Below are 23,408 nucleotides of genomic sequence, written 5' to 3' on the forward strand. Positions count from 1 at the left end.
TGGATCCCAGCCTTCGCCGGGACGACAGATTGTAGTTACAGCAATTCGCTCTGGCCGTCGCCGTCGGCTTCCGGCTCTGCCGTACCCAGCAACTTCTGCGCGGTATCGCTCGGCAATGCCTCCACCGACTTCAGTTTGCGCGACATCTGACGAGTACGCGTTTCTGCTTGCTCGATGTTCTTGGCTGCGCGTTCCAGCGTGCTCTTGGTCGCTGCCAGCACATCGCCGAACTTGGTGAACTCGGTCTTCACCGCGCCCAGCACCTGCCACACTTCCGACGAACGCTTCTCCAGCGCCAGTGTGCGGAAACCCATTTGCAGGCTGTTCAGCAAGGCAGACAAGGTCGACGGCCCGGCGATGCTGACGCGATGGGTGCGCTGCAAGTCATCCGACAAACCGGGACGACGCATGACTTCGGCGTACAAGCCTTCGGTCGGCAGGAACAGAATCGCGAAGTCGGTGGTGAGCGGCGGCGACAGGTATTTTTCGGCGATGGTCTTGGCTTCGCCGCGCACTGCGCGTTCCAGCTCGCGCCCGGCCTGCGCCACGCCTTCGGCATCGGCGCGGTCGGCAGCCTCCGCCAGGCGTTCGTATTGTTCTTTCGGGAACTTGGCGTCGATCGGCATCCATACCGGCGTGCCGCCGTCATCGTTGCCGGGCAGCTTGATCGCAAATTCGACGCGCTCGCCGGTGTTGGGTACGGTCTCGACGTTCTTGGCGTACTGGTCGGGCGTGAGCATCTGTTCCAGCAGCATTTCCAGCTGGACTTCCCCCCAGGTGCCGCGCGTCTTGACGTTGGTCAGCACGCGCTTCAGGTCGCCCACGCCGATGGCCAGCTGCTGCATCTCGCCCAGCCCCTGATGCACCTTGTCGAGACGGTCTGACACCAGCTTGAAGGACTCACCCAGACGCTGCTCCAATGTCGCGTGCAGTTTCTCGTCGACGGTCTTGCGCATCTCTTCCAGGCGATTGCCGTTGTCGAGTTGCAGGTCTTTGATCTTGGCTTCCAATGTGGCGCGCACTTCCGCCATGCGCTGCGCATTGGATTCGGTCAGCGTGGACAAGGTCTGGTTGAGCGTGTCGCCGAAACGCTTGAGCGACGCCGCCTGTTCTTCGCGGCTGGCTTGCGCCTGCAGGTTCATGGTCTGGCGTATGCCGTCGAGTTGCTGGGCGTTGGTCTCGTTGAGCTTGACCAGTTGCTGCGCGAAGCTGTCGATCTGGTTGTTCTGCAAGGTCGCCACGCTGGTCATCTGCGCCGCCAGCGTCTGTTGCAGCTGGCCGAAATTGCTGCCGAGTTCCTGGCGTGTGTTCTGCGCATTGCTCTGCATCTGCTCGCGCAATTCGCGCTCGCTGCGTTCGGCCAGGTCTTGCTGATGGCGTTGCAGTTCGCTCTTCATCTGCTGTAACGGCGTGGCGATGTCGATGCCGCCACGGCTGCGCATCAGGATCAGCACTTGCAGCACGATGCCGACGGCAACGAGGGCAATGAGGATGAGTTCAGTTTGTGTCATGTTGTCGTGTTATTGATTCATTCAGGCTTGTTGCGCATCCAATCCGCTGTCTGGAAGAAAGATTCCATCAGCCTGGTGCGCAAAGTTTCGTCGAGGCCGGTATCTTCCATCGCCCAGGCCATGCAGCGCAGCCATTGATCGCGTTCGGAAATGCCGATGGCGAACGGCAGATGGCGCGCCCGCAGGAAAGGATGGCCGAAACGCTCGATATACAGATTGGGGCCGCCGCTCCAGCCGGACAAAAACCAGTAGGTCTTGTCGCGCGAACCGTCCAGCGAAGGTGGGTGCAGCGCGCGGATGCCGGCGAATTCCGGCTCAAGGTCCATCAGATCGTAAAAACGATCCACCATTTCGCGCAGCTTGTCCGCGCCGCCGATCATGTCATAGACAGTCGGTTGATTGGGGTCTTCGATTTGCATAGACCGAGATGATAGCGCAGCTGCCGTCCGGCCGCCCGTTCAGCCCGGTCTTTGCGGGCGATATTTATGCTTCGCGCAAGGTCTGCAGCGGCGGTCTTGCCAGAACGCTACGCAATCCGGCCCAGCCGCCGAACACCGCGCAGGCAATCCCGATCGCGCCGCCGGCAACCCACAGCCAGGGGCTGAAACTCCATTCGAAGTCGAACACATAATGCGCCAGCGCCCAGCCGATGCCGGCGGCGCCGCTGGAAGCCAGCAAACCGGCCACGCTGCCGATCAGCATGACCTCGATGCGCTGCGCCCTCGCCAACTCCTTGCGCGTTGCGCCCAGCGCCCGCAGCAAACCGGCCTCGCGCACCCGCTCATCCTGCGTGCCGACCAGTGCGGCGTACAAGACCAGCACGCCGGCGGTGAGCGTGAACAGAAACAGGAATTCCACTGCGGCAATCACCTGATCGACGATGTCCTGAATCTGCTTGAGCACGCTGCCGATATCGACCACCGTCAGGTTCGGATAATCGCGCGTGAGCACATTGCCGAGGCCGGCCTTGGCATCCGGCAGATGGAACGCGGTGATCCAGGTCTGCGGCATGTCTTTCATCGCCGCCGGATTGATGATCACGAAGAAATTGACGCGCAGCGAGCCCCATTCCAGTTTGCGAATGCTGGTGATCGGCACGGTCGCCAGCTGGCCGGCAATGTCGAACTGCAACTGATCGCCCAGCTTCAGCTTGAGCGTCTTGGCCAGGCCTTCTTCCACTGAGGCTTCGGGCTTGCTGTCGTCATACCATTTGCCGCCGACGATGGTGTTTTGCGCCGGCACGTCGCGCATGGTCGAGAGATTGAATTCGCGATCCACCAGACGCCTGGCGCGGTCTTCCTGATAGCTGTCGTTGGTCACCGGCTTGCCGTTGATCTGCACCAGGCGTCCGCGGATCATGGGATACAACTGCACCTTCTGCAAGCCTTCCTGCATCAGCTTTTGCTGAACCACATCTTTCTGGTCGGGCTGGATGTTGATGACAAAGCGATTCGGCGCATCGGCCGGCGTCGACTGGCGCCATGCGCCGATCAGGTCGCCGCGGATCACAGTAAGCAGCAGGAGCGCCATCAAACCCAATCCCAATGCGACGATCTGCATGGTGGTGGCGCCCGGACGGCGTTGCAGGCCGTCAATCGCAAAGCGCCAGCTCTGGTTGTCGAACAGGCCGCGCAGCGACTGCACGCTCTTGAGACAAGCCCACGCGATCAGTGCAAACAAGGCAAAGCCGCCCAGGAAACCGGCCGCCGTCATGGCCCCCAGTTTGACGTCGCCCGCCTGCCACAGCAGCAAACCGGTGAAGACAACCACACCCAGGATGTAGGTCGCAATACTCATGGCTTTGGGCGCCGACGACTCACGCCGGATGACGCGATTGTGCGGCACGTTGCGCAGTTGCAAAAGCGGCGGCAAGGCGAAGCCGACCAGCAGCAGCAAACCGATGGCGATCCCCTGTACCGCCGGCCACCAGCTGGCGGGCGGCAAGGCTGGCGGCATGAAACGTCCCAGCCATTCCAGCAAGACAAAGTGCGCGGCGAAACCGAGCATCACGCCCAATGCGCTGCCGGCCAGACCGACCAGGACGAACTCTTGCAGGTACATCAGCGTGACCTGGTTTTGCGTCATGCCGAAACAGCGCAGCATGGCGCAGGCATCCAGATGGCGCAGCATGAAGCGGCGCGCCGCCATCGCCACCGCAACCGCCGCCAGCAACGCCGACAGCAAGCCGACCAGCGAGAGGAATTGCTCTGCGCGATCGAGCGTGGCGCGCATTTCAGGACGGCCCGATTCCAGCGATTCAATACGTACGCCTTTGATGTTGCCGTCGTCGATGGTCTTTTGCAGCCATTGCTGATACGCCTGCACCTGCGCCGGCGCACCGGACAGCAGCAGACGATAGGTGACGCGCGATCCGTATTGCACCAGCCCGGTTGCGGCGAGATCGGGCATAGCCAGCATCACGCGCGGCGCGAAGTTGACGAAGGCGCTGCCGCGATCCGGCTCGACGGCGATGACGGCCGCGATGCGAAATGATTTGTCGCCCAGCTTGAGCGTATCGCCCACCTTGACCTGCAGCGCGGAGAGAATATTCGGATCGACCCAGACGCTGCCTGCCGGCGGCACGCCGTCAGCGACACGGTCTGCAGCGCCGGCTGCGTCGGCGAGCTTGAGCTGCCCCCGCAAAGGGTAAGCATCGGAGACGGCCTTGATCGACGACAGGATGGAGCGCGCCGTGTCGCCCTCGCCCGCAATCGCCATGCTGGGGAAAACAACAGTCTGCGCCATGTGCAGATGGGACTGCGCCGCCTTGTCCTGCCACTCGGGACGCAAGGGCTGATCCGCACCGACCAGCAAGTCGGCGCCCAGCAGCTGATGCGCATCCCGGACCAGTCCCGCGCGCATGCGATCGACAAAAAAACCGACCGAAGACAAGGCCGCGACGGCGACGATCAGGGCGATCAGGAGGAAACGCAACTCGCCGGCGCGCCAGTCACGGCGCGTCATACGCAACGATAAAGAGAACATGCAGATCCTGGCGGGAGGAAAATAAAAAACGAAAATGGAAAAACTCAAAATCACGCGAAAAGCAAACCTGCCGACAGGATAGCGCATGCCGCACGTGGCAGCACGGCAGCGCCATCCCGTTTCAGTTGAAACGTACGCGCATCAGGCCGCCAGCGATGCCATGTCGATCACGAAACGATACTTGACGTCGCTTTTGAGCATACGCTCATAGGCGATGTTAATGTCCTGGATCTTGATCATTTCGATCTCCGAGGTGATGTCATGTTCGGCGCAGAAATCCAGCATCTCCTGCGTCTCCTTGATGCCGCCGATGAGCGAGCCGGCCAGATGACGGCGCTTGAAGATCAGGTTGCCGACCGATGGCGAAGGATGCGGCAGTTCCGGCACGCCGACCAGGGTCATGGTGCCGTCGCGCTTGAGCAGCACCATGAAAGCGTCCAGGTCGTGCGGCGCCGCCACGGTGTTGAGGATGAAATCGAAGCTGTTCAGATGCTGCGCCATCTGCTCGGCGTCTTTGGAGATCACGACTTCATCGGCGCCGAGTTTCAGCGCGTCCGCAGCCTTGCCCGGCGATGTCGTGAAGAGCACCACATGCGCGCCCATGGCGTGGGCGATCTTGACGCCCATGTGGCCGAGACCGCCAAGCCCGACGATGCCGACCTTGTGGCCTTTGCCGACCTTCCAGTGACGCAGCGGCGAATAGGTGGTGATGCCGGCGCACAACAAAGGCGCGACGGCTGCAGGATCAAGTTTTCCGGAAACATGCAGCACGAATTTTTCGCTGACCACGATGTTGTTGGCATAACCGCCGTAGGTCACGCCGCCGATGTGTTTTTCTTCGGCGTTGTAGGTGCCGGTGAAACCGTTCTCGCAATACTGCTCCAGCCCTTCGGCGCAGCTGGCGCAGGATTGGCAAGAGTCGACCATACAGCCGACGCCGACCACCTGCCCTTCCTTGAATTGCTTGACGTGGGAACCGATCCTGGTGACGCGGCCGATGATTTCGTGGCCGGGCACGACCGGATAGACCGTGCTGTGCCACTCGTTGCGCGCAGTGTGGAGATCGGAGTGGCACACGCCGCAATACATGATCTCGATTTGCACATCGTGCGCGCCGGGATCGCGGCGTTCAAACGTGTAAGGCGCGAGTGCGGACTCTGCGGTTTTTGCTGCATAACCAAGGGATGTCAACATGATGAATCCTTTCTGTTCGGGAGGCCTGGGAGAGAAATGCACAGTATGGCAGCGGCAGCGCTGCCGCAATTTCCGGAAAGCGGGACTTGCTTCCGGAGTCTGCTGCCGGAGGAGAAACAGCGACGGTGATCAAGGTTGATGTGATGATGCGGATGACAATGCCAGGCTATGGTAATCCCGTTGAAGAATCCTTGCCGGCGAGTACCGCGTCAACTAACGCAGCCACAGCGCGACGCCGCCCAGCGCCAGCAGCACGCAGGCGGCATACAGCATCTTCATCCGCGTCCGCAGATTATCCAATGCGGCGACCAGTTGCGCGTTTTGTTCCGCCAGCGTATTGATCAGGGCGGACGCTTCCAGCTGCTCGGACTCCAGCTGCGCGATGCGTTGCGCCAGATGCGCAGGGCTGCCGGCTTCGGCCTGATTTTCTTCCTCGGCGCGCACGGCCTTGGCCTTCGACTTCTTGGTGCGCGACCACAAATCCTTGGCGCCCTGGACTACCGTCGGCGTCGCCTGCACGACATCCGACCACGGTATCAGTTTGAGCGCTGCGATCCAGTTGATTGGCATTCCTCGACTCCATCTTTGATTGAACTCAATACAGCAGGCACCTTCTAAGAACCTGCCGCGTCGCACAAGCGCCGCTGGCGCCAGCCGGCCCCATCCGTACATTTACCCGTTGCGGCAGGCAGACCACTTGCCAATGTCGCCCATCGGGTAGACACTCATCACCAGTCAAAGTTGAGGAAAGAAATGAAATTATCTCTATGGCGCATTGCCGCCCTGCTATCGCTATCGACACTGAGCATCGCCGCCCACGCACTCGATTGCGACAAGGCCACGACGCAAAGCAATATGGATGCATGCAGCTCGCAAGCGCTCAACAAAGCCGATGCCGAACTGAACCAGACCTACATCGACTACCGCAATCGCCTCAACAAGGCCCAGCAAAACCAGATCCGCGACGTCCAGCTGGCGTGGATCAAGTACCGCGACCTTGCCTGCAAGTATGCCAGTTCCGGCACCGGCGGCTCGGCGCACGGCATGGCGCTGCAATCCTGCCTGACCCAGAAGACCCAGGAACGCACCCAGGAGCTGAAAGCGCTGTCGTCCTGCCCCGAAGGCGACATCGCTTGCCCACGCTGATCCCGGGGCTGTCAACGCGGGCGGTTTGGCAAACGTTCATAGGCTGGCAATACATTGCATGCTGTAATGCCTCAAAGCGCAGAACACGGTATCAGAATCGCACCAACCACGTTATCCCTTATTGGAGAAACCCATGAAAAAGCTGCTCGCCGCCATCGCCGCCATCGCCGCCGTCACTATCGTCCTTCCCGCCCTGATGCTCAGCCCTGTCGCCATGGCAGAGACGGCCCAGCAAAGCAAGATGACAACCTGTAACAAGGACGCCACCGGCAAAAAAGGCGATGAACGTAAAGCTTTCATGAAAGATTGCTTGTCCAACAAGCCTGCTGCGCCAGCCGCGCCAATGACGCAACAAGACAAGATGAAGAGCTGCAACAAGGACGCCACCGGCAAGAAAGGCGATGACCGCAAAGCCTTCATGAAAGAATGCCTGAAGAAAGACAAGTAATACGTTACAAGTAGTTCAGTACGTATTTCTGCTGCATCTGCGCCCGCCTGCCGGGCGTACAACAAAAAGCCCGTATCAGACGCTGTCTGATACGGGCTTTTTTTGTTCGCGGCCGCTATGACCGGCGCGCCATTACAAGTCAGGACTGGCTGCGCTTGAAGAAGAACAAACCTGCGCCCACCAGCATCAGCACGCCGCCGAAAAAGCGATTCTGCACCTTGACCGCCTTGGCATCGCGGAAGAAACGCTGCATGCGGCTCGCGGCAAACGCGTAGCCGTGCATCACCACCAGATCCACCGCCACCATGGTGATCGCCATCAGAAGCAGTTGCAGCCACAGCGGCTGGTCATGATTGATGAACTGCGGCAACACCGCGACCATGAAAACGATGCCTTTCGGATTCGTGGCGTTGGTCAGGAAACCGGTCATGGCGCGCTGCCACCAGGCCGTGGCGACCACGGGGCGCACCGCTTGCTTTTCGTCGATATGCACCGGTGCACGCCATTGCGACCAGCCGAGATAAATCAGATAGGCCGCACCGAGAATCTTGATGGTGTTGAAAGCGGCTTCCGATGCCACCAGCAGCGAGCCGACGCCGGCGCCGGCGATCACGAGGATCAGCACCAGTGCAATTTCCAGACCGAGAATCGTGGCGCTGGTTCTGCGCACGCCGTAATTCAATCCATGACTCATTGACAAGACCGCGCCCGAACCGGGAGAGATAGCAATCAGGCAAGCCGCCAGAAAAAATGCAAACCACGTTTGAAAAGCCATGCCCTACTTTCAGCAAATAATCAGACCAGCATTATAAGGACTGCTGCAGTAATTCGCTAAGCCCCTGCTTAGCCGATCTGAACTCCGCGGCCCGATTGTCATCAGACGGATATCGTTGTTCCATTTGAAAATAAATTAATAAGGAGTACGACATGAACATCCATCTTTCCTTCGGCCCGCTGGTAGCGCTGATTGCCGGCATTCTGATCCTGGTGATGCCGCGCCTGCTGAACTTCATCATCGCTATTTATCTGATTGTGATCGGTCTGGTCGGCTTGTTCGGCTCGCACGGCTGGCCGTTCTCATAATGCGTGTCGCGTGACAAATGAGCGGTGAAAAACGACAGCAACAGACGCTTACAAATATGACATCTTTTGAAACACTTTGACGTCGTCGCTTCGGTGGCAGGCTCGTTAATGGAAGTAAGGCGCAGCAAACAAGCTGATCAAGCAAAGCAAACGCCGAGACTGAAAAACTTCTCTTTAAGGAAAATTGCCATGAACTCGAAATCCATCATCGTTGCTGCTCTGTTCTCCGCTCTGACACTGCCAGTGTTCGCTCAAACCGGCGCTCCTGCAGCGACCACGCCTGCTGCTGCAACCGCAGCGCCAAAGGCGACTGCCAAGCACACCAAGGCAAAGCACACTGCAAAGAAGGCCAAGGCCGCTGCAACGACAGCCGCCAAGCCAGCGACAACGTCGGCAACCGAAGCTGCTCCAGCCAAGACCAAGTAAGCGCAGGTCCGTTTCAAACAAACACGCATGAGCTGAAGTAACAGCCAGAACCAAGAAACTTATTAAAGGAAAACCACCATGAAATCGACATCCATCATCGTTGCAACTCTGCTCTCCGCTTTGGCTCTGCCAGTGTTTGCCCAAACCGGCGCACCTGCTGCGCCGGCAGCACCGGCCGCAAAGACAGCGCCTGCAGCGGCAACCGCTGCACCGAAGGCTGAAACTGCCGCCAAGCACAAGAAAGTGAAACACGCTGCCAAGAAGGAAAAAGCCGCAGAAGCGCCGGCCGCCAAGCCGGCAACTGATGCTGCTCCTGCCAAGGCCAAGTAAGCCAGAGTAAGAATCATCGCGGCATGCATGCGGTGAAGTAAAAGCTCAGGGAGTAAAAACAAAACGGCTTGCCACTGAACATGGCAAGCCGTTTTGTTGTCTGCAGTCGCCTGCTCTTTGCGCGCATCCGGCGCTGCGATATCAGCTCAGATCCGCCTGCCATCGCAAGGCGATGCGTGCATCCCGGGCCGCACTCTCTCCGGCTGGCGTTTCGCGCTGTGCATGGCAATCCATGCCGATGCCCGCTGCATACAGAATCTGCTCACCGGCAAACACCATCGGCAAGTAGGGTCGCTCCCACGCCGGGATATCCATCGCCTGGTAGTGATACTTGACGCTCTTGGTCGGACGATTCCAGGCCAGCTTGACGCGTTCGCCGCCGCTGCGCAGACGCACGGACAAGTGCTGCTCGCGCAACCACACGGCGTTGAACCCCACATCGGCCGTATCGAAAAACAAGCTGCCGCCAAATTGCGGGAAATGCAGTTTCGGCTCGCCGCGCCAGACAAACTCCAGCGGCTCCGCATTCTGGTCGAAAGCCGGACGCCGCGGCGTCAGAAAGACGCGATCGCGGTAACGCCGGATATGGCAATCAGGATGCGTGACGCACAATTGCGCATCGGACTTCGCTTCCAGCAATTGCGTGCGCAATTCCAGCAGCCATGCCGACGACGGCATGCGCAAATTGCGCAGGGAAAACCAGTGCCGCAAGAGGTTGTCGATCCGGTCGATATCGAGCTGGCGCAAGGCCGGCACGCTCAGGTATTCGCCGTCCAGGCATGCCGCCAGATCTTGCTGTGCCAGCGTCACCAGCAAACGTTGCGCCGATTGCGCATGACTGGCCGAACGCGTGAAACGCTCCTGGAAACCGGGAAAGAGTTCAGCCAGCGTCGGCATGATCCGATGCCGCAACACGTTGCGGACATAGCGCGTGTCGTTATTCGACTCATCATCGACGAAAGGCAACGACTGCGCCTCAGCGTATTGTTCCAGCTGCGCCCGCGACGCATTGAGCAGCGGTCGCGCCAGCAGCAGTTGATCATTGCCGAGCAAGTTCGCCGCAGCGTTGGCCTGATCCATGCCGGACATGCCCGCCACGCCGGAGCCGCGCAACAGCTGCAGCAAAATGGTTTCCGCCTGATCGTCCTGATGGTGCGCCGTCAGCAGCAAGGTCACGCCGTGCACGCGGCACAGTTCGCCGAGCGCGTGATAGCGGCCGATGCGGGCGGCCTCTTCGACACCGCTCTTGTCGAGATTCTTGAGCGCGATATTGCGTGTGTCGAAAACGGCGCCGGCCTGTTCGCATTGTCGGCGGCAGTGTTCCTGCCAGCTGTCGGCGTTGACGCTGATGCCGTGATGAATATGAAACGCAAACAGGCGCACGTTCTGCTCGCGCGCAAAGGCGGCGGCGAGATGCAGCAGCACGCTGGAATCGAGTCCGCCGCTATAGGCAATGGCGATCGCAGCAAACTTTGCTGAAAAAACGGAGTGGTTATTACCAGCCGAAGCCAGCGCCTGCAATGCTTGCGTCAGTTCTTGTCCGAGGGTGATCTTGGCGCCGGAGGAGGCAGACATGTGGAGCTTTCGTGCAAACGGAAGATGGAAGGAAGCTGCAAGCGCAGCGATCAATACCCCGCCGGCAGATTCATACTGCTTAAAAACTGCAATGGCGGCACAAACCAGGGTTTATGCCGCCATGCGGATTATGACTGTGCCTGCTGCGTTTGCTGAAGCGGTGTTATCTGCTTCAGCAAACGCATGGCCATACGCGTCTTACTCTTGCGTATTCAATTCCTTGAACTTACCGTAGCTCATCAGCTTTTCATGGCGAGCCGCCATCAGTTCCTTGGTCTTGACGCCCTGGAACTGACGCAGCGTGTCGGCCAGCGCGCGCTTGAGCAGCGACGCCATCTGCTTCGGATCACGATGCGCGCCGCCCAGTGGTTCGTTGACGATCTTGTCGATCAGGCCCATGGCCTTCAGACGATGCGCGGTCAGGCCCAGCGCTTCGGCTGCGTCGGAGGCGCGATCGGCCGTCTTCCACAGAATCGATGCGCAACCTTCAGGCGAGATCACCGAATACGTTGCGTATTGCAGCATCAGGACCGAGTCGCCGACGGCAATCGCCAACGCGCCGCCGGAACCGCCTTCACCGATGATGGTGGCGATCAGCGGGACTTTCAGTTCTGCCATGACGTACAGATTGTGGCCGATCGCTTCGGATTGGCCGCGCTCTTCCGCATCAATGCCCGGGAACGCGCCCGGCGTATCGACAAAGGTGAAAATAGGCAGATTGAATTTTTCGGCGACTTTCATCAGGCGCATAGCCTTACGATAGCCTTCCGGTTTCGGCATGCCGAAATTGCGCATGGCGCGCTCTTTGGTATCGCGTCCCTTTTGGTGACCGATCACCATGCAGGCCTGGCCGTTGAAACGCGCCAGACCGCCGACGATCGACAAGTCGTCGGCGTAAGTGCGATCGCCGTGCAACTCGTGGAAGTCGGTAAAGATTTCATTCACGTAGTCCATGGTGTAAGGACGTTGCGGATGACGCGCGATTTGCGACACTTGCCATGGGGTCAGCTTGGCGTAGATATCTTTGGTCAGTTGCTGGCTCTTTTTGACCAGGCGCTCGATCTCTTCCGAGATATCGACTGCCGAGTCGTCTTGCACAAAACGCAACTCCTCGATTTTGGCGTCCAGCTCGGCGATTGCCTGCTCGAAACCCAGAAATGTCGTTGTCGACTTGCTCATCGTATTCCTTTACTCATTTTCATGAACAGGCGGGAGTATAACAGCCCTCGCCGCCCTATTCGCGTTGCCGCATCGTCAAGATGGCGATCGCGGCGCCCGCCTCGCTAATTCTTCAGGATGCAGCGGAATCCAGGCTGCGCCACAGATACCAGGTGGCAACAGTGCGCCACGGCTCCCAGTTGGCGGCGACTTCGCGCGCATCGCTGCGCGACACCGGTTCGCCGGAAAAATAACTGTTGCTGATGCCCTTGAGCAATCCTGGATCGTCCAGGGGCAGGACATTCGGTCGCAGCAGATTAAATATCAAAAACATCTCGGCTGTCCAGCGGCCCAGGCCGCGGATCTGCAGCATCTCGGCAATGACGTCTTCGTCTTCCATCTCCGCCCATTTGTCGGGATGGACGGTCTTGGCCTTGAAGTGATTGGCGAGGTCGAGAATGTATTCCGCCTTGCGTTTGGACAGGCCGCAGGCGACAAGATTCTCCGAGCCGGCCTTCAAAACCTGCAAGGGCGTACATTTGGGACATTCTTCCAGGAAACGCTGCCACACCACTTGCGCGGTCTTGGTGGAAATCTGCTGGCCGATGATGGAGCGCGCCAGCGTGGTAAACGCATCGCCGCGGCCGGTCAGCTGCAAGTCCCCGAACTGCGGAATCAGCTTGCGCATGATGCGGTCGCGCTTCATCAGCTCGGCCTTGGCGTCCTCCCAGTACGCCGGTACGCTGATCGCCTGATCAGCCGAATTGTTTTTTGTCATTCTTGTCAGCCTCGTCGCCATTCGGTCAGACCGCCTGGTTTGTCTTCGAGAATCACGCCTGCCGCAGCGAGTTCGGCACGGATGCCATCTGCTTCGGCGAAATTCTTAGCTTTTTTGGCGGCGACGCGCGCCGCGATCTTTTCTTCAATCTCCGCTTCGGAAAGTCCGTCGGCATCGCTGCCGATACGGGCCTTCAGAAAATCGTCCGCCGGACGCTGCAACAATCCGATGACGCCGGCCAATGCTCTCAGTTGCCGGGCCTGCGCAGGCGACCTGGTCTTGTTGACTTCATTGGCGAGATCGAACAATACCGCAATCGCGACCGGCGTATTGAAATCGTCGTTCATCGCCTCGGCAAAACGCACTGCGTGCGCCTCAGTGTGGTCCACCGTCGCCACGTCGTCTACGGCCACATCTTTCAATGCCGTGTAAAACCTGGTTAAGGCCACACGCGCATCGTCCAGATGCGCATCCGAATAATTCAGCGGACTGCGGTAGTGCGCGCGCAGGATGAAAAAGCGTACCACTTCAGGATCATACTTTTTCAGCACATCCCGGATGGTAAAGAAATTGCCGAGCGATTTCGACATTTTTTCATTGTCGACGCGCACAAATCCATTGTGCATCCAGTAATTGACGAAGCCGTGCTGATGCGCGCCTTCCGACTGGGCGATTTCGTTCTCATGATGCGGGAATTGCAAGTCCTGGCCGCCGCCGTGGATGTCAAAATGATCACCCAGCAAGTCGTTGGCCATGGCCGAGCATTCGATATGCCAGCCCGGACGCCCTTTGCCCCAGGGCGAGTCCCATTTCACTTCGGCGGGCTCGCCTTCCTTGGAGGCTTTCCACAGCACGAAATCGAGCGGATCGCGCTTGCCGGTGTTGACGTCGACGCGTTCGCCGGCGCGCAGGTCGTCCAACGATTTGCCGGACAGCTTTCCGTAGCCCGGAAAATCGCGTACCGAATAATTCACATCGCCGTCGCTGCCCTGATAGGCCAGGCCGTTCTTCTGCAATTTCTGAATCAAATCCAGCATCTGCGGCACGTAAGCCGTAGCACGCGGTTCGTGATCCGGTCTTTGCACGCCGAGCGCGGCCGAGTCTTCATCCATGGCGTCGATGAAACGCTGGGTCAGTTGGCCGATGGTTTCACGGTTTTCGATGGCGCGATGAATGATCTTGTCATCGATATCGGTGATGTTGCGTACATAAGTGACGTCAAAGCCGCTCGCACGCAGCCAGCGCTGCACCATGTCGAACACCACCATCACGCGCGCGTGGCCAAGATGACAATAGTCGTAGACCGTCATGCCGCACACGTAAAGACGGACCTTACCTGGTTCGATTGGGGAAAAGACCTGCTTATCACGCGCCAGCGTGTTATAGATTTTCAGATTGCTCATGGATGGGAGATATCGGTTCCGGCGTTATTCGTAGTGTGTTTCATCGTGCTGAAGTGACGGCGCTGATCGCGGTCTGCCAGCACGGCTCAATGCGCCCGCGCTTATTCTTTTATAGCGGTAAACAACATGAATACAACACGATTGCCAAAACCCTTTTTGTAGTGCTTCTTTGATAAAATGCGTCTTTTCGTTTGAGTATAGCATTGATGAAAACCATGCTTCTTGCATCTCCGCACCCATATCGCAATGCATTGCGTGGCATTTTGAGCAAGACCGTTATTCTATCCGGCTTGATCGCCGCAATCTACTCGGCGCAAGCAAGCGAAGTCTCGGACATCAGCAAACTCATCCGCACCGGGCAGTATCCCGAAGCCCTGGCAAAAACCGACGCCGTTCTGGCAAAGCACCCGCGCGACGCGCAAATGCGCTTTGTGAAAGGCCTGATCTTAGCAGAACAGAACAAGTCCGCCGAAGCAATCGCCATCTTCAGCAAGCTGACCGAAGACTTCCCCGACCTGCCTGAGCCGTATAACAACCTGGCCGTGCTGTACGCCGCCAATGGTCAATACGACAAGGCGCGCGCCACGCTGGACATGGCGATTCACACCAATCCGACCTACGCCACGGCGCTGGAGAACCTCGGCGACGTCTACGCCAAGCTGGCCAGCCAGGCCTACGACAAGGCCTTGCAGATCGACCCCGGCAGCAATGTGCCGCAGCCGAAACTGACGCTGGTCCGCACCCTGACCGGCAATATCACCGGCGGCACCATTCCCAAGCTGGCGAGCGCCAATACCAACGGCAGCAAGTCTCCGGCTGCCACCACGCCTGCGGCGCCGGTAACGCCTGTGATTGTTACGCCGACACCCGCGCCGGCGCCGGAAGTCAAGAAGCCGGAACCAAAGCCTGAGCCTGTCGCCCCGGCCAAGCCGGCGCCTGCACCTGTCGAAAAGCCGAAGCCGGTTGAAAAACCGGTAGAGAAACCGGTCGAAAAGCCTGTTGAAAAACCGGCTGAAAAGCCCGCAGACAAGGCTGAGAAACCAGGCAAGGCGGACAAGGCCGCCGAAAAAGCGGCAGAGAAGGCTGAAAAAGCCGCCGAAGCCGCGCGCGCCGACAAGGACAAGGCAGTCGTCCTCAGCGCCGTCAACAACTGGGCCAAAGCCTGGAGCGACATGGATGTGAAGTCCTACCTGGCGGCATACGCCGGCGATTTCCAGACGCCCAAGGGCGAGTCGCGCAAGGAATGGGCTGACGAGCGCCGCGCCCGTATCGAGGAAAAAGGCCATATCAGCGTCAAGGTCGACGTCCCGCAGGTTACGATTAAAAACGACACCGCCACCGTCCGCTTCCGTCAGATATATAATTCCAACCGTCTGACAGTAAACAGCCGCAAGACACTGATCCTGGTCAAACAGGGCAACAAGTGGCTGATCAAACAGGAGCGCTCGGGAGGGTAATGGTTCGTTTCGCTGCACATCAAGGCAAGGGTCTGCCCTTGCCATCAGCCCTTGTACGGTTGATTCTGGCTTGCCTGGCGTTGACGCCGGTTGCAGGCAGCGTTGCTTCCTCTTCGGCAATACCGCCGCAAGCCTTGCAGTCGGAGATGCGCAAGCCCGATCCGGAAGCCTTGCTGATCGAAGTGTACAAAGACCTCGGCAACAACCGCCTGCAGGAAGCGCAGGCCAAGGCCGACGCGCTGGTCGCGGCTTATCCGCATTTCCGCCTGGGCCATCTGGTGCGCGGCGACTTGCTGATGATGCACGTGCGCCCGGTCAAAAGCTTCGGCGCCATCGCCGATGCGCCGGCAGACAAGCTCAAGGACCTGCGCGCCGAAGCCATGGTGCGCATCCGCTCGCTGCAGGAGCGTCCCAATCCCAGCCTGATTCCCAAGCCGGTCTTGCAGGTCGGCGACGACCAGAAGAACGTGCTGGTGGTCGACACCTCGCGCTCGCGCATGTATGTCTACGAAAATCAGGGCGGTCAGCTCAAGTTCATGACCGACTACTACATTTCTCAGGGCCGCTACGGCGTCAACAAGTCGCGTGAAGGCGACCAGCGCACACCGATCGGCGTGTACTACGTCAACGCCCGCATCCCCGGCCCGAAGCTGCCTGATTTCTACGGCACCGGCGCCCTGCCGCTCAATTATCCGAACGAATGGGACAAGCGCAACGGCCGCAGCGGCTCGGGCATCTGGCTGCACGGCACGCCATCCGACAATTTCAGCCGTCCGCCGCTGTCGTCCGACGGCTGCGTGGTGCTGGCCAACCCGGATCTGCAGAGCCTGTATGCGACGGCGGAAGTCGGCAAGACGGTCGTCGTCATCAGCGACGGCGTGCAGTTCGTCAACAAGTCGGAATGGGACAAGGAGCGCAGCTCCGCCAGCAAGTTCATGGATCAGTGGCAGCAAGACATGGAAGCCTCTGACGCCGACAAGGTGTTGGCCAATTACTCCCCGGCTTTCCGCTCCAACCTCGGCGAAAGCCTGAGCACCTGGTTCGGCCGCCAGCAAAAAAGCCTGAACGGCGCGCGTCCTTCCAGTGTCAAAGTGCGTGATCTGAGCCTGTACCGTTATCCGGGCAAGGACGAAATGATCGTCAGCACCTTCATTCAGGAAACTTCCGTCGGCAAGAACAAGAATGCGGTCCGCAAGCGCCAGTACTGGCAAAAAGAGGGATCGCAATGGAAGATCGTCTACGAAGGCGCCGCCTGATCGGCCTTATCCGGACTCGTCATCGCGGATCGTCGCAGCACCGGAGCGATCCGCGCATTGACGGCAAGCCAGACCGTTTTCCATCCCATTCACTTAGCAAGGAAGCACCATGATTCAAGTCCTGTCCCGTCGCAAACTGCTGCAATGCATCGCTGCCCTGTCGCTGTCCGGCGCCGCCCTGATGGCGCACGCCGCCGATGCGCCGCGCGTGCAGCTCAAAACCAGCATGGGCGATATCGTGCTCGAGCTGGATGCGGACAAGGCGCCGATCACCGTCGCCAACTTCCTCAAGTACGTCAAGAGCGGCCAGTACAACGGCACCATCTTCCACCGCGTGATCGGCAGCTTCATGATCCAGGGCGGCGGCTTCGACCAGAACATGCGCGAAAAGCCGACCCAGGCGCCGATCAAGAACGAAGCCAAGAACGGTTTGAAAAACGAGGCGTATACTATCGCCATGGCGCGCACGTCCGACCCGCAATCCGCTGCAGCGCAATTCTTCATCAACGTCGCCAACAATAGTCCGCTCGACTATCCGAGCCGTGATGGCTGGGGCTACGCAGTATTCGGCAAGGTAGTGCAAGGCACCGAGGTGGTCGACAAGATCAAACAGGTTCGCACCGGTAGCAGCGGCATGTTTGACGATGTGCCTGTGACGCCGGTCGTCATCCAGTCGGCGACTGTGCTGAAATAAGCGGAAGTAAGCCGAGGCAAACTCAAGCAAGCGTCTGCACCTGTTTTTGGCATTTCATTTTTATTATTTACACAAAAGGGATTCTCATGGCTGTTCTCTTCACCACCAACCACGGCAACTTCAAGGTCGAACTGGACGCAGAAAAAGCGCCTAAGACCGTTGAAAACTTCCTCGCCTACGTCAATTCCGGCCACTACACCGGCACCATTTTCCATCGCGTGATCGACGGCTTCATGGTGCAAGGCGGCGGTTTCGAGCCAGGCATGAAACAAAAGCCAACCAACGACCCGGTTGAAAACGAAGCCAAGAACGGCCTCAAGAACGAGCCGTACACACTGGCCATGGCCCGTACTTCGGCGCCGCATTCGGCATCGGCCCAGTTCTTCATCAACGTCAAGAACAACAGCTTCCTCGACTTCCCGGGCCAGGACGGCTGGGGCTATTGCGTATTCGGCAAGGTCGTCGAAGGCATGGATATCGTCGACAAGATCAAGGCCGTCAAGACCACTCGCTCCGGCATGTTCGCCGACGTGCCGGTTGAAGACGTCGTGATCGAAAAAGCCGAAGTCGTCTAAGCCGACGCCTTCACTTTCTCCGATGACGAACACTTCATCTGTACAAGAAGCGCAACCCCGAGCGGTTGCGCTTTTTATTTCCGACCTGCATTTGCAGGCCAGCCTGCCGCGCACGACGCAGGCGTTCCACGATTTTCTCGACCGGCATGCAAGCCGGTCCGAACAGCTTTACCTGCTCGGCGACATCTTCGAATACTGGGCCGGCGACGACGACATCGAGACGCCCTACAACCGCGACATCGTCAATGCGCTGCGCCGCGTCAGCGACAGCGGCGTTGCCGTCTTCTGGATTGCAGGCAATCGCGACTTTCTGGTCGGCCCCGCATTCGCCGAGGCCGCCGGGCTGACGATCCTCGAGGATCCTCACGTCATCCGCCTCGCTGGACGCGATATCACGCTGGCGCACGGCGATGCGCAATGCACCGACGACACGGCCTACATGGCGTTTCGCGCGCAAGTGCGTCAACCGGCCTGGCAACAGCACTTTCTCGGCATGCCGCTGGCCCAGCGCAAGGCCATCATTGAAGGCGTACGCCAGAACAGCAAGGATGCCAACAAGGAGAAGTCCTACGAGATCATGGACGTCAACGCCGACGCCATACGCGAGGTGTACGAGCAGACCGGCACGCAGACCCTGATCCACGGCCACACGCATCGCCCCGCCCTGCATGTCGACGAGTCCGGCGCAGCAACGCGCCTGCGCTACGTCTTGCCGGATTGGGAATACGACGTGGAACCTGCACGCGGCGGCTGGATGAGCCTGACTGCCGATGGCGTGCTGCATCGCTTCGATGCCGCCGGCAATGAGTTGACGTAAAGGCCGCCGAGCAGGCCAGCCCTATTCGCAGGGACAAAAAAAGAGGAGCAGATCTGCTCCTCTTTTTCATGCCGGCATTTGTTATTCGTTTTCAGATCCGCATCAAAACGGATTACGGCAAATCACTCCACCAGCTTGTTCAACTGCGCGGCATCGAATTTCTCCAACTCCTTGAGCTTCTCGCAGCCGATGCCGGCCGACTTGATCGCGGCCAGAATCACCTCGATCTGATGCTCTTGCGCAGCGGCCTGATCGATCAGGCCATGCAAGGCCTTCGACAAAGGATCGTCGCCGTTCGGCGTCACCCCGTAAGCCGCGAACATGCGCGCAGCAGCTTGCTCACGGGGATCCTGAGGCGCCTTTTGCACCACGCGGGCCGGATTGCCGACCGCCGTTGCGCCAGGGGGCACTTCTTTGACCACCACGGCATTGGAACCCACCTTGGCGCCGTCGCCAACCGTAAAGCCGCCCAGCACCTGCGCACCGGCGCCGATGATCACCCCGCGGCCCAGCGTAGGATGGCGCTTGGCGCCCTTGTTGAGCGAAGTGCCGCCCAGCGTCACGCCCTGGTAAATCGTGCAGTCGTCGCCGATTTCCGCCGTCTCGCCGATCACCACGCCGAAGCCGTGGTCGATGAAGACACGCCGGCCGATGGTTGCGCCGGGATGAATTTCGATCCCGGTGAACCAGCGCGCCAGCTGGGAGATGAAACGTCCCAGCCACTTCAAGCCGTTGGCCCAGCAGCTGTGCGCGATGCGGTGCAGAACGACCGCGTGCAAGCCGGGATAACAGGTCAAGACTTCCCAGGCGTTGCGCGCAGCAGGATCGCGTTCAATGATGCTGGAAATATCTTCTCGAAGTTGAGTAAACATAATGTGGCTGTCAATACGGAATGTGCAATCTTAATCGTTTACCGCCAGGCTTGCCGAAGACGGACCGGCTTTCCTGACGTCAAGAATGGGATCGCACGAGGGGATATTACCCGCCGGAGATCCCGGCGGGTTGCCCATTGCTACTTGGGCAGACGCTGCCGGCGCGCTTCGTACAGACAGACGCCGGAAGCGACGGAAACGTTGAGACTTTCAACCGAGCCGAACATGGGAATGCTGACCAGAATATCGCAGGTTTCGCGCGTCAGGCGGCGCATGCCCTCGCCTTCCGAACCCATGACCAATGCGGTCGGGCCGGAGAAGTCGCCGGCGTACAGATCCTTGTCTGCATCGTCAGCCATGCCGATCAGCCAGACGCCGCGATCCTTGAGGTCGCGCATGGTGCGCGCCAGGTTGGTCACGGTGATGTAAGGAACGGTTTCGGCTGCGCCGCTGGCGACTTTGGCCGCAGTCGCGTTCAGGCCGACCGCACGGTCCTTCGGCGCGATCACGGCATGTGCGCCGGCGCCGTCGGCCACCCGCAGGCAAGCGCCCAGGTTGTGCGGATCGGTGATGCCGTCGAGGATCAGCAGCAATGGCGGGCCTTCGACCACGTCGAGCAGCTCGTCCAGATTGCGCGCCAGCGACAGCTCGCCGGCCTTGGCGACGACGCCCTGATGGCGGCGCGTGCCGACGATGTTCGACAGGCGCTGATCGTCCGCCTGGATGATGCGTACGCCGGCGGCCTTGGCGGCGTGCAGCAGATCGCGCATGCGGGCGTCGTTACGCTCGGCATCGACATACAATTCCTCGACCGACGACGCCTCGTGACGAATGCGCGAGGTGACGGCGTGGAAGCCAAAAATCATTTTACTTTTCATGTGCCCTGCTTCTTCACTAAATACTGCTTCACTAAATAACTCACAAAATAAGTCACTAATTAAGTCGACGCCGAAAAGACCGAATCTCGCGACGCGGCCGCCTTCAGCGCATGCATAACGCTACTGCCGCGGCACCGTGTTAAAAAACACGGCGCCATCGGCGTTAGCGATTTTTCTTGCTTGGCCGGGAAAAACCCTTGGCCGGACGCTTGCGGTCCGACTCGATCCCGCCCTTCACACGCGGCAAAGCCTTGCCGGATTTGCTTGCTGCCTTCGGTGTTTTTGCACCCTTGGCGGTTTTTGCAGCCGCTGGGGCGGATGCTGGCGCTGCCTTTGCACCACCACCGGATCGGGCTGCCGGCGCGCCTTTGCCTGCGCCTGTCTTGCTGCGCGCCTGCTGCGCATTTTCAGCGCGGCGCGCTTCGTTCTTCAGTATCGTACGAATGCCGGGTTCGGTCACCAGACGCAGATCGATCTTGCGCGCATCCAGATCGACACGGCTGACCTGCACCGTCACGCGGTCGGTCAACTGGTAGCGAATGCCGGTGCGTTCGCCGCGCAATTCATGGCGTGCTTCGTCGTACTGGAAGTAATCCGCGCCGAGTTCGGTGACGTGCACCATGCCTTCGATATACAAGGCATCGAGCTGCACGAAAATGCCGAAGGTCGCCACGCCCGAGATCGTTCCGGTGAATTCTTCACCCAGCTTGTCGCGGATGAAATAGCACTTGAGCCATGCTTCGACGTCGCGCGAGGCTTCGTCGGCGCGGCGCTCGTTGGCGGAACAGTGGACGCCCAGCGCTTCCCAGATGGCGACGCTGCTTTCCGGCTTCTTCTTCCCGTTGGCGCGATCCAATGCCTGCGCCTTGCGGGCGGCGGGCGACAACATGGTGTTGAGCACGCTGGTGTCGATACCCTTGGGCTCGTAACGCTTGCCCAGCAGGATCGCCTTGATGGCGCGATGCGTCAGCAGATCCGGATAACGGCGGATCGGGCTGGTGAAGTGGGCATACGATTCATACGACAAACCGAAATGGCCGATGTTTTCCGGGCTGTACACCGCTTGCTGCATGGACCGCAGCAGCATGGTCTGGATCAGCAAGGCATCCGGACGCGACTTGATCTTCGGCATCAGCTCGGCGTAATCGGACGCGCTCGGGCTGTCGCCGCCGCCCAGGCTCAGGCCGATTTGCTTGAGGAAGGTCCGCAACTGATTCAGACGTTCCTTGGTCGGTCCGGCGTGGACGCGATACAAACCCGGGTGCTCGTGACGTTTCAACAGATCGGCGGCGCAGACGTTGGCCGCCAGCATGCATTCCTCGATCAAACGATGCGCGTCGTTGCGGGTGCGCGGCAGGATCTTTTCAATCTTGCCGACGGCGTTGCAGACGATGTAGGTTTCGGTCGTTTCAAAGTCGATCGCGCCGCGTGCATGACGCGCCTGCAGCAGCGCCTGGAACACTTCATACAGATGCAATAGATGCGGCACCAGGCCCGCGCGCTTGGCGGCTTCCGGGCCCTTCGTATTGGCGAGGACAGCCGCGACCTCGGTGTATGTCAGACGCGCGGCGGAGTGGATCACCGCCGGGTAGAACTGGTAAGCCTTGATCTCGCCCTTGGCGGTGATCACGGCGTCGCACACCAGCGTCAGGCGATCGACATCGGGGTTGAGCGAGCACAGGCCGTTCGACAATTTTTCCGGCAGCATCGGAATCACCCGGCGCGGAAAATACACCGAGGTGCTGCGCTCCAGCGCATCCACATCGAGCGCATCGTTGGGCTTCACATAATGGCTGACGTCGGCAATCGCCACGATCAGGCGATAACCCTTGGCGCGGCCGATCTTGATCGGTTCGCAATAGACCGCATCGTCGAAGTCGCGCGCGTCTTCGCCGTCAATGGTGACCAGCGGCACGTCGCGCAAGTCGACGCGATCGTTGAGATCGGCAGCCTTGACTTCACTCGGCAGCTTTGCCGCCAGCTTCTTGGCAGCTTCGGAAAACTCATGCGGCACACCGTATTTGCGCACGGCGATTTCGATTTCCATGCCCGGATCGTCGATGTCGCCAAGGATTTCTGCAATCTTGCCGACCGGCTGCGTGTAGCGCGAAGGCTGCTCGGTCAGCTCGACGCTGACCACCTGCCCCGCCTTGGCCTTGCCCGGCGAGCCGGCGAGGATCACGTCCTGGCCGATGCGCTTGTCTTCAGGCGCCACCACCCAGACGCCGTTCTCGTTGAGCAAGCGGCCGATGACGTGGGTATTGGCGCGCGACACCACTTCAACGATGGTGCCTTCCGGACGTCCGCGGCGATCGGTGCCGATGATGCGGGCCTGGACGCGGTCGCCATGCAAGACCTTCTGCATTTCTTTCTCGGGCAGGAAGATGTCGGCGCTGCCGTCTTCCGGCAAGAGGAAGCCAAAACCGTCGCGGTGGCTGCTGACGCGGCCTTCAATGAAATCGGGAGAATGCGTCAGCTTGTAGTTGCCGGCGCGGTCGGGCTTGATCTGACCGTCGCGTTCCATTGCATTCAGGCGTCGCGTCAGGCCATCCATTTCTTCCGGCTTGACGCTGAGCGCAGAAGCCAGTGTCATCGCGTTTTGCGCGCCCGAAGAGGTGCGCAGGATGCCGAGAATTTCCTCGCGGCTGGGGATGGTATAGGGAAATTGGCTCAAAAGTGTAATCAGGTAAATTGTTATTCATCAGTTTCGCGACAGCGGATCCGCCTGGCGAGCTGCTGGAATACGACTACGGGGCCTTGGCCCAGGGTGCAACATGCCCTAGTGTAACGGAGGTTCCCGGTATTTACCTAACATGCGCCCC

Annotated in this window: 24 protein-coding genes; 11 read left to right on the forward strand and 13 right to left on the reverse strand. The window is 59.6% G+C overall.

All coding sequences use genetic code 11. From position 1 onward, the window contains the following. Positions 1–35: 35 nt before the first annotated feature. The 5 genes from AKL25_RS08430 to AKL25_RS08450 all read right to left on the reverse strand — a co-directional run bounded on the left by AKL25_RS08430 (position 36) and on the right by AKL25_RS08450 (position 6,260). The gene (locus tag AKL25_RS08430; RefSeq protein WP_050477195.1) at positions 36–1,511 is read right to left on the reverse strand and encodes a DNA recombination protein RmuC; all 1,476 of its coding nucleotides are present in this window, start codon (positions 1,509–1,511) and stop codon (positions 36–38) included. Between the two features lie 17 nt (positions 1,512–1,528). Then, complete coding sequence (locus AKL25_RS08435; RefSeq protein ID WP_050477196.1) at positions 1,529–1,930, reverse strand: group II truncated hemoglobin; 402 nt, start codon at positions 1,928–1,930, stop codon at positions 1,529–1,531. Positions 1,931–1,994: 64 nt separating this feature from the next. Continuing rightward, entirely contained in the window at positions 1,995–4,496 is a 2,502-nt protein-coding gene (locus AKL25_RS08440; RefSeq protein WP_050477303.1) for an ABC transporter permease, read from the reverse strand. Positions 4,497–4,637: 141 nt separating this feature from the next. Continuing rightward, entirely contained in the window at positions 4,638–5,690 is a 1,053-nt protein-coding gene (locus tag AKL25_RS08445) for an NAD(P)-dependent alcohol dehydrogenase (RefSeq protein WP_050477197.1), read from the reverse strand. A 213-nt stretch (positions 5,691–5,903) separates the two neighbouring features. Further along, positions 5,904–6,260: a hypothetical protein gene (locus AKL25_RS08450; protein ID WP_050477198.1), complete on the reverse strand. Its 357-nt coding sequence runs from the start codon at positions 6,258–6,260 to the stop codon at positions 5,904–5,906. A 183-nt stretch (positions 6,261–6,443) separates the two neighbouring features. Here AKL25_RS08450 and AKL25_RS08455 point away from each other — a divergent pair, with 183 nt between their 5' ends. Together AKL25_RS08455 and AKL25_RS08460 are read left to right on the forward strand one after the other, a co-directional pair. Further along, positions 6,444–6,836: a lysozyme inhibitor LprI family protein gene (locus AKL25_RS08455; protein WP_050477199.1), complete on the forward strand. Its 393-nt coding sequence runs from the start codon at positions 6,444–6,446 to the stop codon at positions 6,834–6,836. A gap of 133 nt (positions 6,837–6,969) precedes the next feature. Further along, on the forward strand, positions 6,970–7,284 hold the full coding sequence (locus AKL25_RS08460) for a PsiF family protein (protein ID WP_050477200.1): 315 nt from the start codon (positions 6,970–6,972) through the stop codon (positions 7,282–7,284). A gap of 139 nt (positions 7,285–7,423) precedes the next feature. Here the strand turns inward: AKL25_RS08460 and AKL25_RS08465 are convergent, their stop codons facing one another. Continuing rightward, positions 7,424–8,059, reverse strand: a complete 636-nt coding sequence (locus AKL25_RS08465) for a LysE family transporter (RefSeq protein ID WP_050477201.1) — start codon at positions 8,057–8,059, stop codon at positions 7,424–7,426. Positions 8,060–8,211: 152 nt separating this feature from the next. Between AKL25_RS08465 and AKL25_RS23695 the strand changes: the two genes are divergently transcribed. The 3 genes from AKL25_RS23695 (at position 8,212) to AKL25_RS08475 (ending at position 9,123) form a co-directional block, all read left to right on the forward strand. Further along, on the forward strand, positions 8,212–8,367 hold the full coding sequence (locus AKL25_RS23695; RefSeq protein WP_007877342.1) for a DUF3096 domain-containing protein: 156 nt from the start codon (positions 8,212–8,214) through the stop codon (positions 8,365–8,367). 66 nt (positions 8,368–8,433) lie between these two features. After that, complete coding sequence (locus tag AKL25_RS08470) at positions 8,434–8,793, forward strand: hypothetical protein (protein ID WP_338034475.1); 360 nt, start codon at positions 8,434–8,436, stop codon at positions 8,791–8,793. 78 nt (positions 8,794–8,871) lie between these two features. Then, positions 8,872–9,123 carry a hypothetical protein gene (locus AKL25_RS08475; protein ID WP_050477203.1) on the forward strand — a complete coding sequence of 84 codons (252 nt, stop codon included), beginning with the start codon at positions 8,872–8,874 and terminating at the stop codon, positions 9,121–9,123. A gap of 141 nt (positions 9,124–9,264) precedes the next feature. Here AKL25_RS08475 and tilS read toward each other — a convergent pair whose 3' ends face one another. The 4 genes from tilS to cysS form a co-directional block, all read right to left on the reverse strand. Next, the gene (tilS, locus tag AKL25_RS08480) at positions 9,265–10,698 is read right to left on the reverse strand and encodes a tRNA lysidine(34) synthetase TilS (protein ID WP_050477204.1); all 1,434 of its coding nucleotides are present in this window, start codon (positions 10,696–10,698) and stop codon (positions 9,265–9,267) included. 198 nt (positions 10,699–10,896) lie between these two features. Continuing rightward, positions 10,897–11,877, reverse strand: a complete 981-nt coding sequence (locus AKL25_RS08485; protein WP_050477205.1) for an acetyl-CoA carboxylase carboxyltransferase subunit alpha — start codon at positions 11,875–11,877, stop codon at positions 10,897–10,899. A 112-nt stretch (positions 11,878–11,989) separates the two neighbouring features. After that, positions 11,990–12,634 (reverse strand): DNA-3-methyladenine glycosylase family protein, encoded by a 645-nt coding sequence (locus AKL25_RS08490; RefSeq protein WP_050477206.1) that lies wholly within the window; start codon positions 12,632–12,634, stop codon positions 11,990–11,992. A 5-nt stretch (positions 12,635–12,639) separates the two neighbouring features. After that, the gene (cysS, locus tag AKL25_RS08495) at positions 12,640–14,037 is read right to left on the reverse strand and encodes a cysteine--tRNA ligase (protein WP_050477207.1); all 1,398 of its coding nucleotides are present in this window, start codon (positions 14,035–14,037) and stop codon (positions 12,640–12,642) included. A 2-nt stretch (positions 14,038–14,039) separates the two neighbouring features. Here cysS and AKL25_RS24150 point away from each other — a divergent pair, with 2 nt between their 5' ends. The 6 genes from AKL25_RS24150 (at position 14,040) to AKL25_RS08520 (ending at position 18,836) form a co-directional block, all read left to right on the forward strand. After that, complete coding sequence (locus tag AKL25_RS24150) at positions 14,040–14,210, forward strand: hypothetical protein (RefSeq protein WP_157050547.1); 171 nt, start codon at positions 14,040–14,042, stop codon at positions 14,208–14,210. Between the two features lie 33 nt (positions 14,211–14,243). Continuing rightward, complete coding sequence (locus AKL25_RS08500; RefSeq protein ID WP_050477208.1) at positions 14,244–15,494, forward strand: L,D-transpeptidase Cds6 family protein; 1,251 nt, start codon at positions 14,244–14,246, stop codon at positions 15,492–15,494. Beyond that, a complete protein-coding gene (locus AKL25_RS08505; RefSeq protein ID WP_050477209.1) occupies positions 15,494–16,750 on the forward strand; it encodes a L,D-transpeptidase family protein in 1,257 nt (418 codons plus the stop codon). The genes AKL25_RS08500 and AKL25_RS08505 overlap by 1 nt, the downstream gene beginning before the upstream one ends. Before the next feature lie 109 nt (positions 16,751–16,859). Next, positions 16,860–17,444, forward strand: a complete 585-nt coding sequence (locus tag AKL25_RS08510) for a peptidylprolyl isomerase (RefSeq protein ID WP_050477210.1) — start codon at positions 16,860–16,862, stop codon at positions 17,442–17,444. A gap of 86 nt (positions 17,445–17,530) precedes the next feature. Then, complete coding sequence (locus AKL25_RS08515) at positions 17,531–18,019, forward strand: peptidylprolyl isomerase (RefSeq protein WP_050477211.1); 489 nt, start codon at positions 17,531–17,533, stop codon at positions 18,017–18,019. Positions 18,020–18,041: 22 nt separating this feature from the next. Beyond that, a complete protein-coding gene (locus AKL25_RS08520; protein WP_050477212.1) occupies positions 18,042–18,836 on the forward strand; it encodes a UDP-2,3-diacylglucosamine diphosphatase in 795 nt (264 codons plus the stop codon). A 122-nt stretch (positions 18,837–18,958) separates the two neighbouring features. On the opposite strand, the gene cysE is transcribed toward AKL25_RS08520, so the two are convergent. The 3 genes from cysE to rnr form a co-directional block, all read right to left on the reverse strand. Next, positions 18,959–19,708 (reverse strand): serine O-acetyltransferase, encoded by a 750-nt coding sequence (gene cysE, locus AKL25_RS08525; protein WP_050477213.1) that lies wholly within the window; start codon positions 19,706–19,708, stop codon positions 18,959–18,961. A gap of 140 nt (positions 19,709–19,848) precedes the next feature. Next, a complete protein-coding gene (rlmB, locus tag AKL25_RS08530; protein ID WP_007877313.1) occupies positions 19,849–20,586 on the reverse strand; it encodes a 23S rRNA (guanosine(2251)-2'-O)-methyltransferase RlmB in 738 nt (245 codons plus the stop codon). A gap of 163 nt (positions 20,587–20,749) precedes the next feature. Further along, the gene (gene rnr, locus AKL25_RS08535; RefSeq protein ID WP_050477214.1) at positions 20,750–23,260 is read right to left on the reverse strand and encodes a ribonuclease R; all 2,511 of its coding nucleotides are present in this window, start codon (positions 23,258–23,260) and stop codon (positions 20,750–20,752) included. Between the last annotated feature and the right edge of the window lie 148 nt (positions 23,261–23,408).

Origin of the sequence: Herbaspirillum rhizosphaerae, assembly GCF_001189965.1 — a bacterium.
Lineage (GTDB): Bacteria > Pseudomonadota > Gammaproteobacteria > Burkholderiales > Burkholderiaceae_D > Herbaspirillum > Herbaspirillum rhizosphaerae.

What these genes read in the sequence shown, in the direction of transcription:
- AKL25_RS08430 (WP_050477195.1), bottom strand. Translation starts at nt 1,511, where the DNA reads ATGACACAAACTGAACTCATCCTCATTGCCCTCGTTGCCGTCGGCATC.
- AKL25_RS08435 (WP_050477196.1), bottom strand. Translation starts at nt 1,930, where the DNA reads ATGCAAATCGAAGACCCCAATCAACCGACTGTCTATGACATGATCGGC.
- AKL25_RS08440 (WP_050477303.1), bottom strand. Translation starts at nt 4,496, where the DNA reads ATGTTCTCTTTATCGTTGCGTATGACGCGCCGTGACTGGCGCGCCGGC.
- AKL25_RS08445 (WP_050477197.1), bottom strand. Translation starts at nt 5,690, where the DNA reads ATGTTGACATCCCTTGGTTATGCAGCAAAAACCGCAGAGTCCGCACTC.
- AKL25_RS08450 (WP_050477198.1), bottom strand. Translation starts at nt 6,260, where the DNA reads ATGCCAATCAACTGGATCGCAGCGCTCAAACTGATACCGTGGTCGGAT.
- AKL25_RS08455 (WP_050477199.1), top strand. Translation starts at nt 6,444, where the DNA reads ATGAAATTATCTCTATGGCGCATTGCCGCCCTGCTATCGCTATCGACA.
- AKL25_RS08460 (WP_050477200.1), top strand. Translation starts at nt 6,970, where the DNA reads ATGAAAAAGCTGCTCGCCGCCATCGCCGCCATCGCCGCCGTCACTATC.
- AKL25_RS08465 (WP_050477201.1), bottom strand. Translation starts at nt 8,059, where the DNA reads ATGGCTTTTCAAACGTGGTTTGCATTTTTTCTGGCGGCTTGCCTGATT.
- AKL25_RS23695 (WP_007877342.1), top strand. Translation starts at nt 8,212, where the DNA reads ATGAACATCCATCTTTCCTTCGGCCCGCTGGTAGCGCTGATTGCCGGC.
- AKL25_RS08475 (WP_050477203.1), top strand. Translation starts at nt 8,872, where the DNA reads ATGAAATCGACATCCATCATCGTTGCAACTCTGCTCTCCGCTTTGGCT.
- tilS (WP_050477204.1), bottom strand. Translation starts at nt 10,698, where the DNA reads ATGTCTGCCTCCTCCGGCGCCAAGATCACCCTCGGACAAGAACTGACG.
- AKL25_RS08485 (WP_050477205.1), bottom strand. Translation starts at nt 11,877, where the DNA reads ATGAGCAAGTCGACAACGACATTTCTGGGTTTCGAGCAGGCAATCGCC.
- AKL25_RS08490 (WP_050477206.1), bottom strand. Translation starts at nt 12,634, where the DNA reads ATGACAAAAAACAATTCGGCTGATCAGGCGATCAGCGTACCGGCGTAC.
- cysS (WP_050477207.1), bottom strand. Translation starts at nt 14,037, where the DNA reads ATGAGCAATCTGAAAATCTATAACACGCTGGCGCGTGATAAGCAGGTC.
- AKL25_RS24150 (WP_157050547.1), top strand. Translation starts at nt 14,040, where the DNA reads ATGGGAGATATCGGTTCCGGCGTTATTCGTAGTGTGTTTCATCGTGCT.
- AKL25_RS08500 (WP_050477208.1), top strand. Translation starts at nt 14,244, where the DNA reads ATGAAAACCATGCTTCTTGCATCTCCGCACCCATATCGCAATGCATTG.
- AKL25_RS08505 (WP_050477209.1), top strand. Translation starts at nt 15,494, where the DNA reads ATGGTTCGTTTCGCTGCACATCAAGGCAAGGGTCTGCCCTTGCCATCA.
- AKL25_RS08510 (WP_050477210.1), top strand. Translation starts at nt 16,860, where the DNA reads ATGATTCAAGTCCTGTCCCGTCGCAAACTGCTGCAATGCATCGCTGCC.
- AKL25_RS08515 (WP_050477211.1), top strand. Translation starts at nt 17,531, where the DNA reads ATGGCTGTTCTCTTCACCACCAACCACGGCAACTTCAAGGTCGAACTG.
- AKL25_RS08520 (WP_050477212.1), top strand. Translation starts at nt 18,042, where the DNA reads ATGACGAACACTTCATCTGTACAAGAAGCGCAACCCCGAGCGGTTGCG.
- cysE (WP_050477213.1), bottom strand. Translation starts at nt 19,708, where the DNA reads ATGTTTACTCAACTTCGAGAAGATATTTCCAGCATCATTGAACGCGAT.
- rlmB (WP_007877313.1), bottom strand. Translation starts at nt 20,586, where the DNA reads ATGAAAAGTAAAATGATTTTTGGCTTCCACGCCGTCACCTCGCGCATT.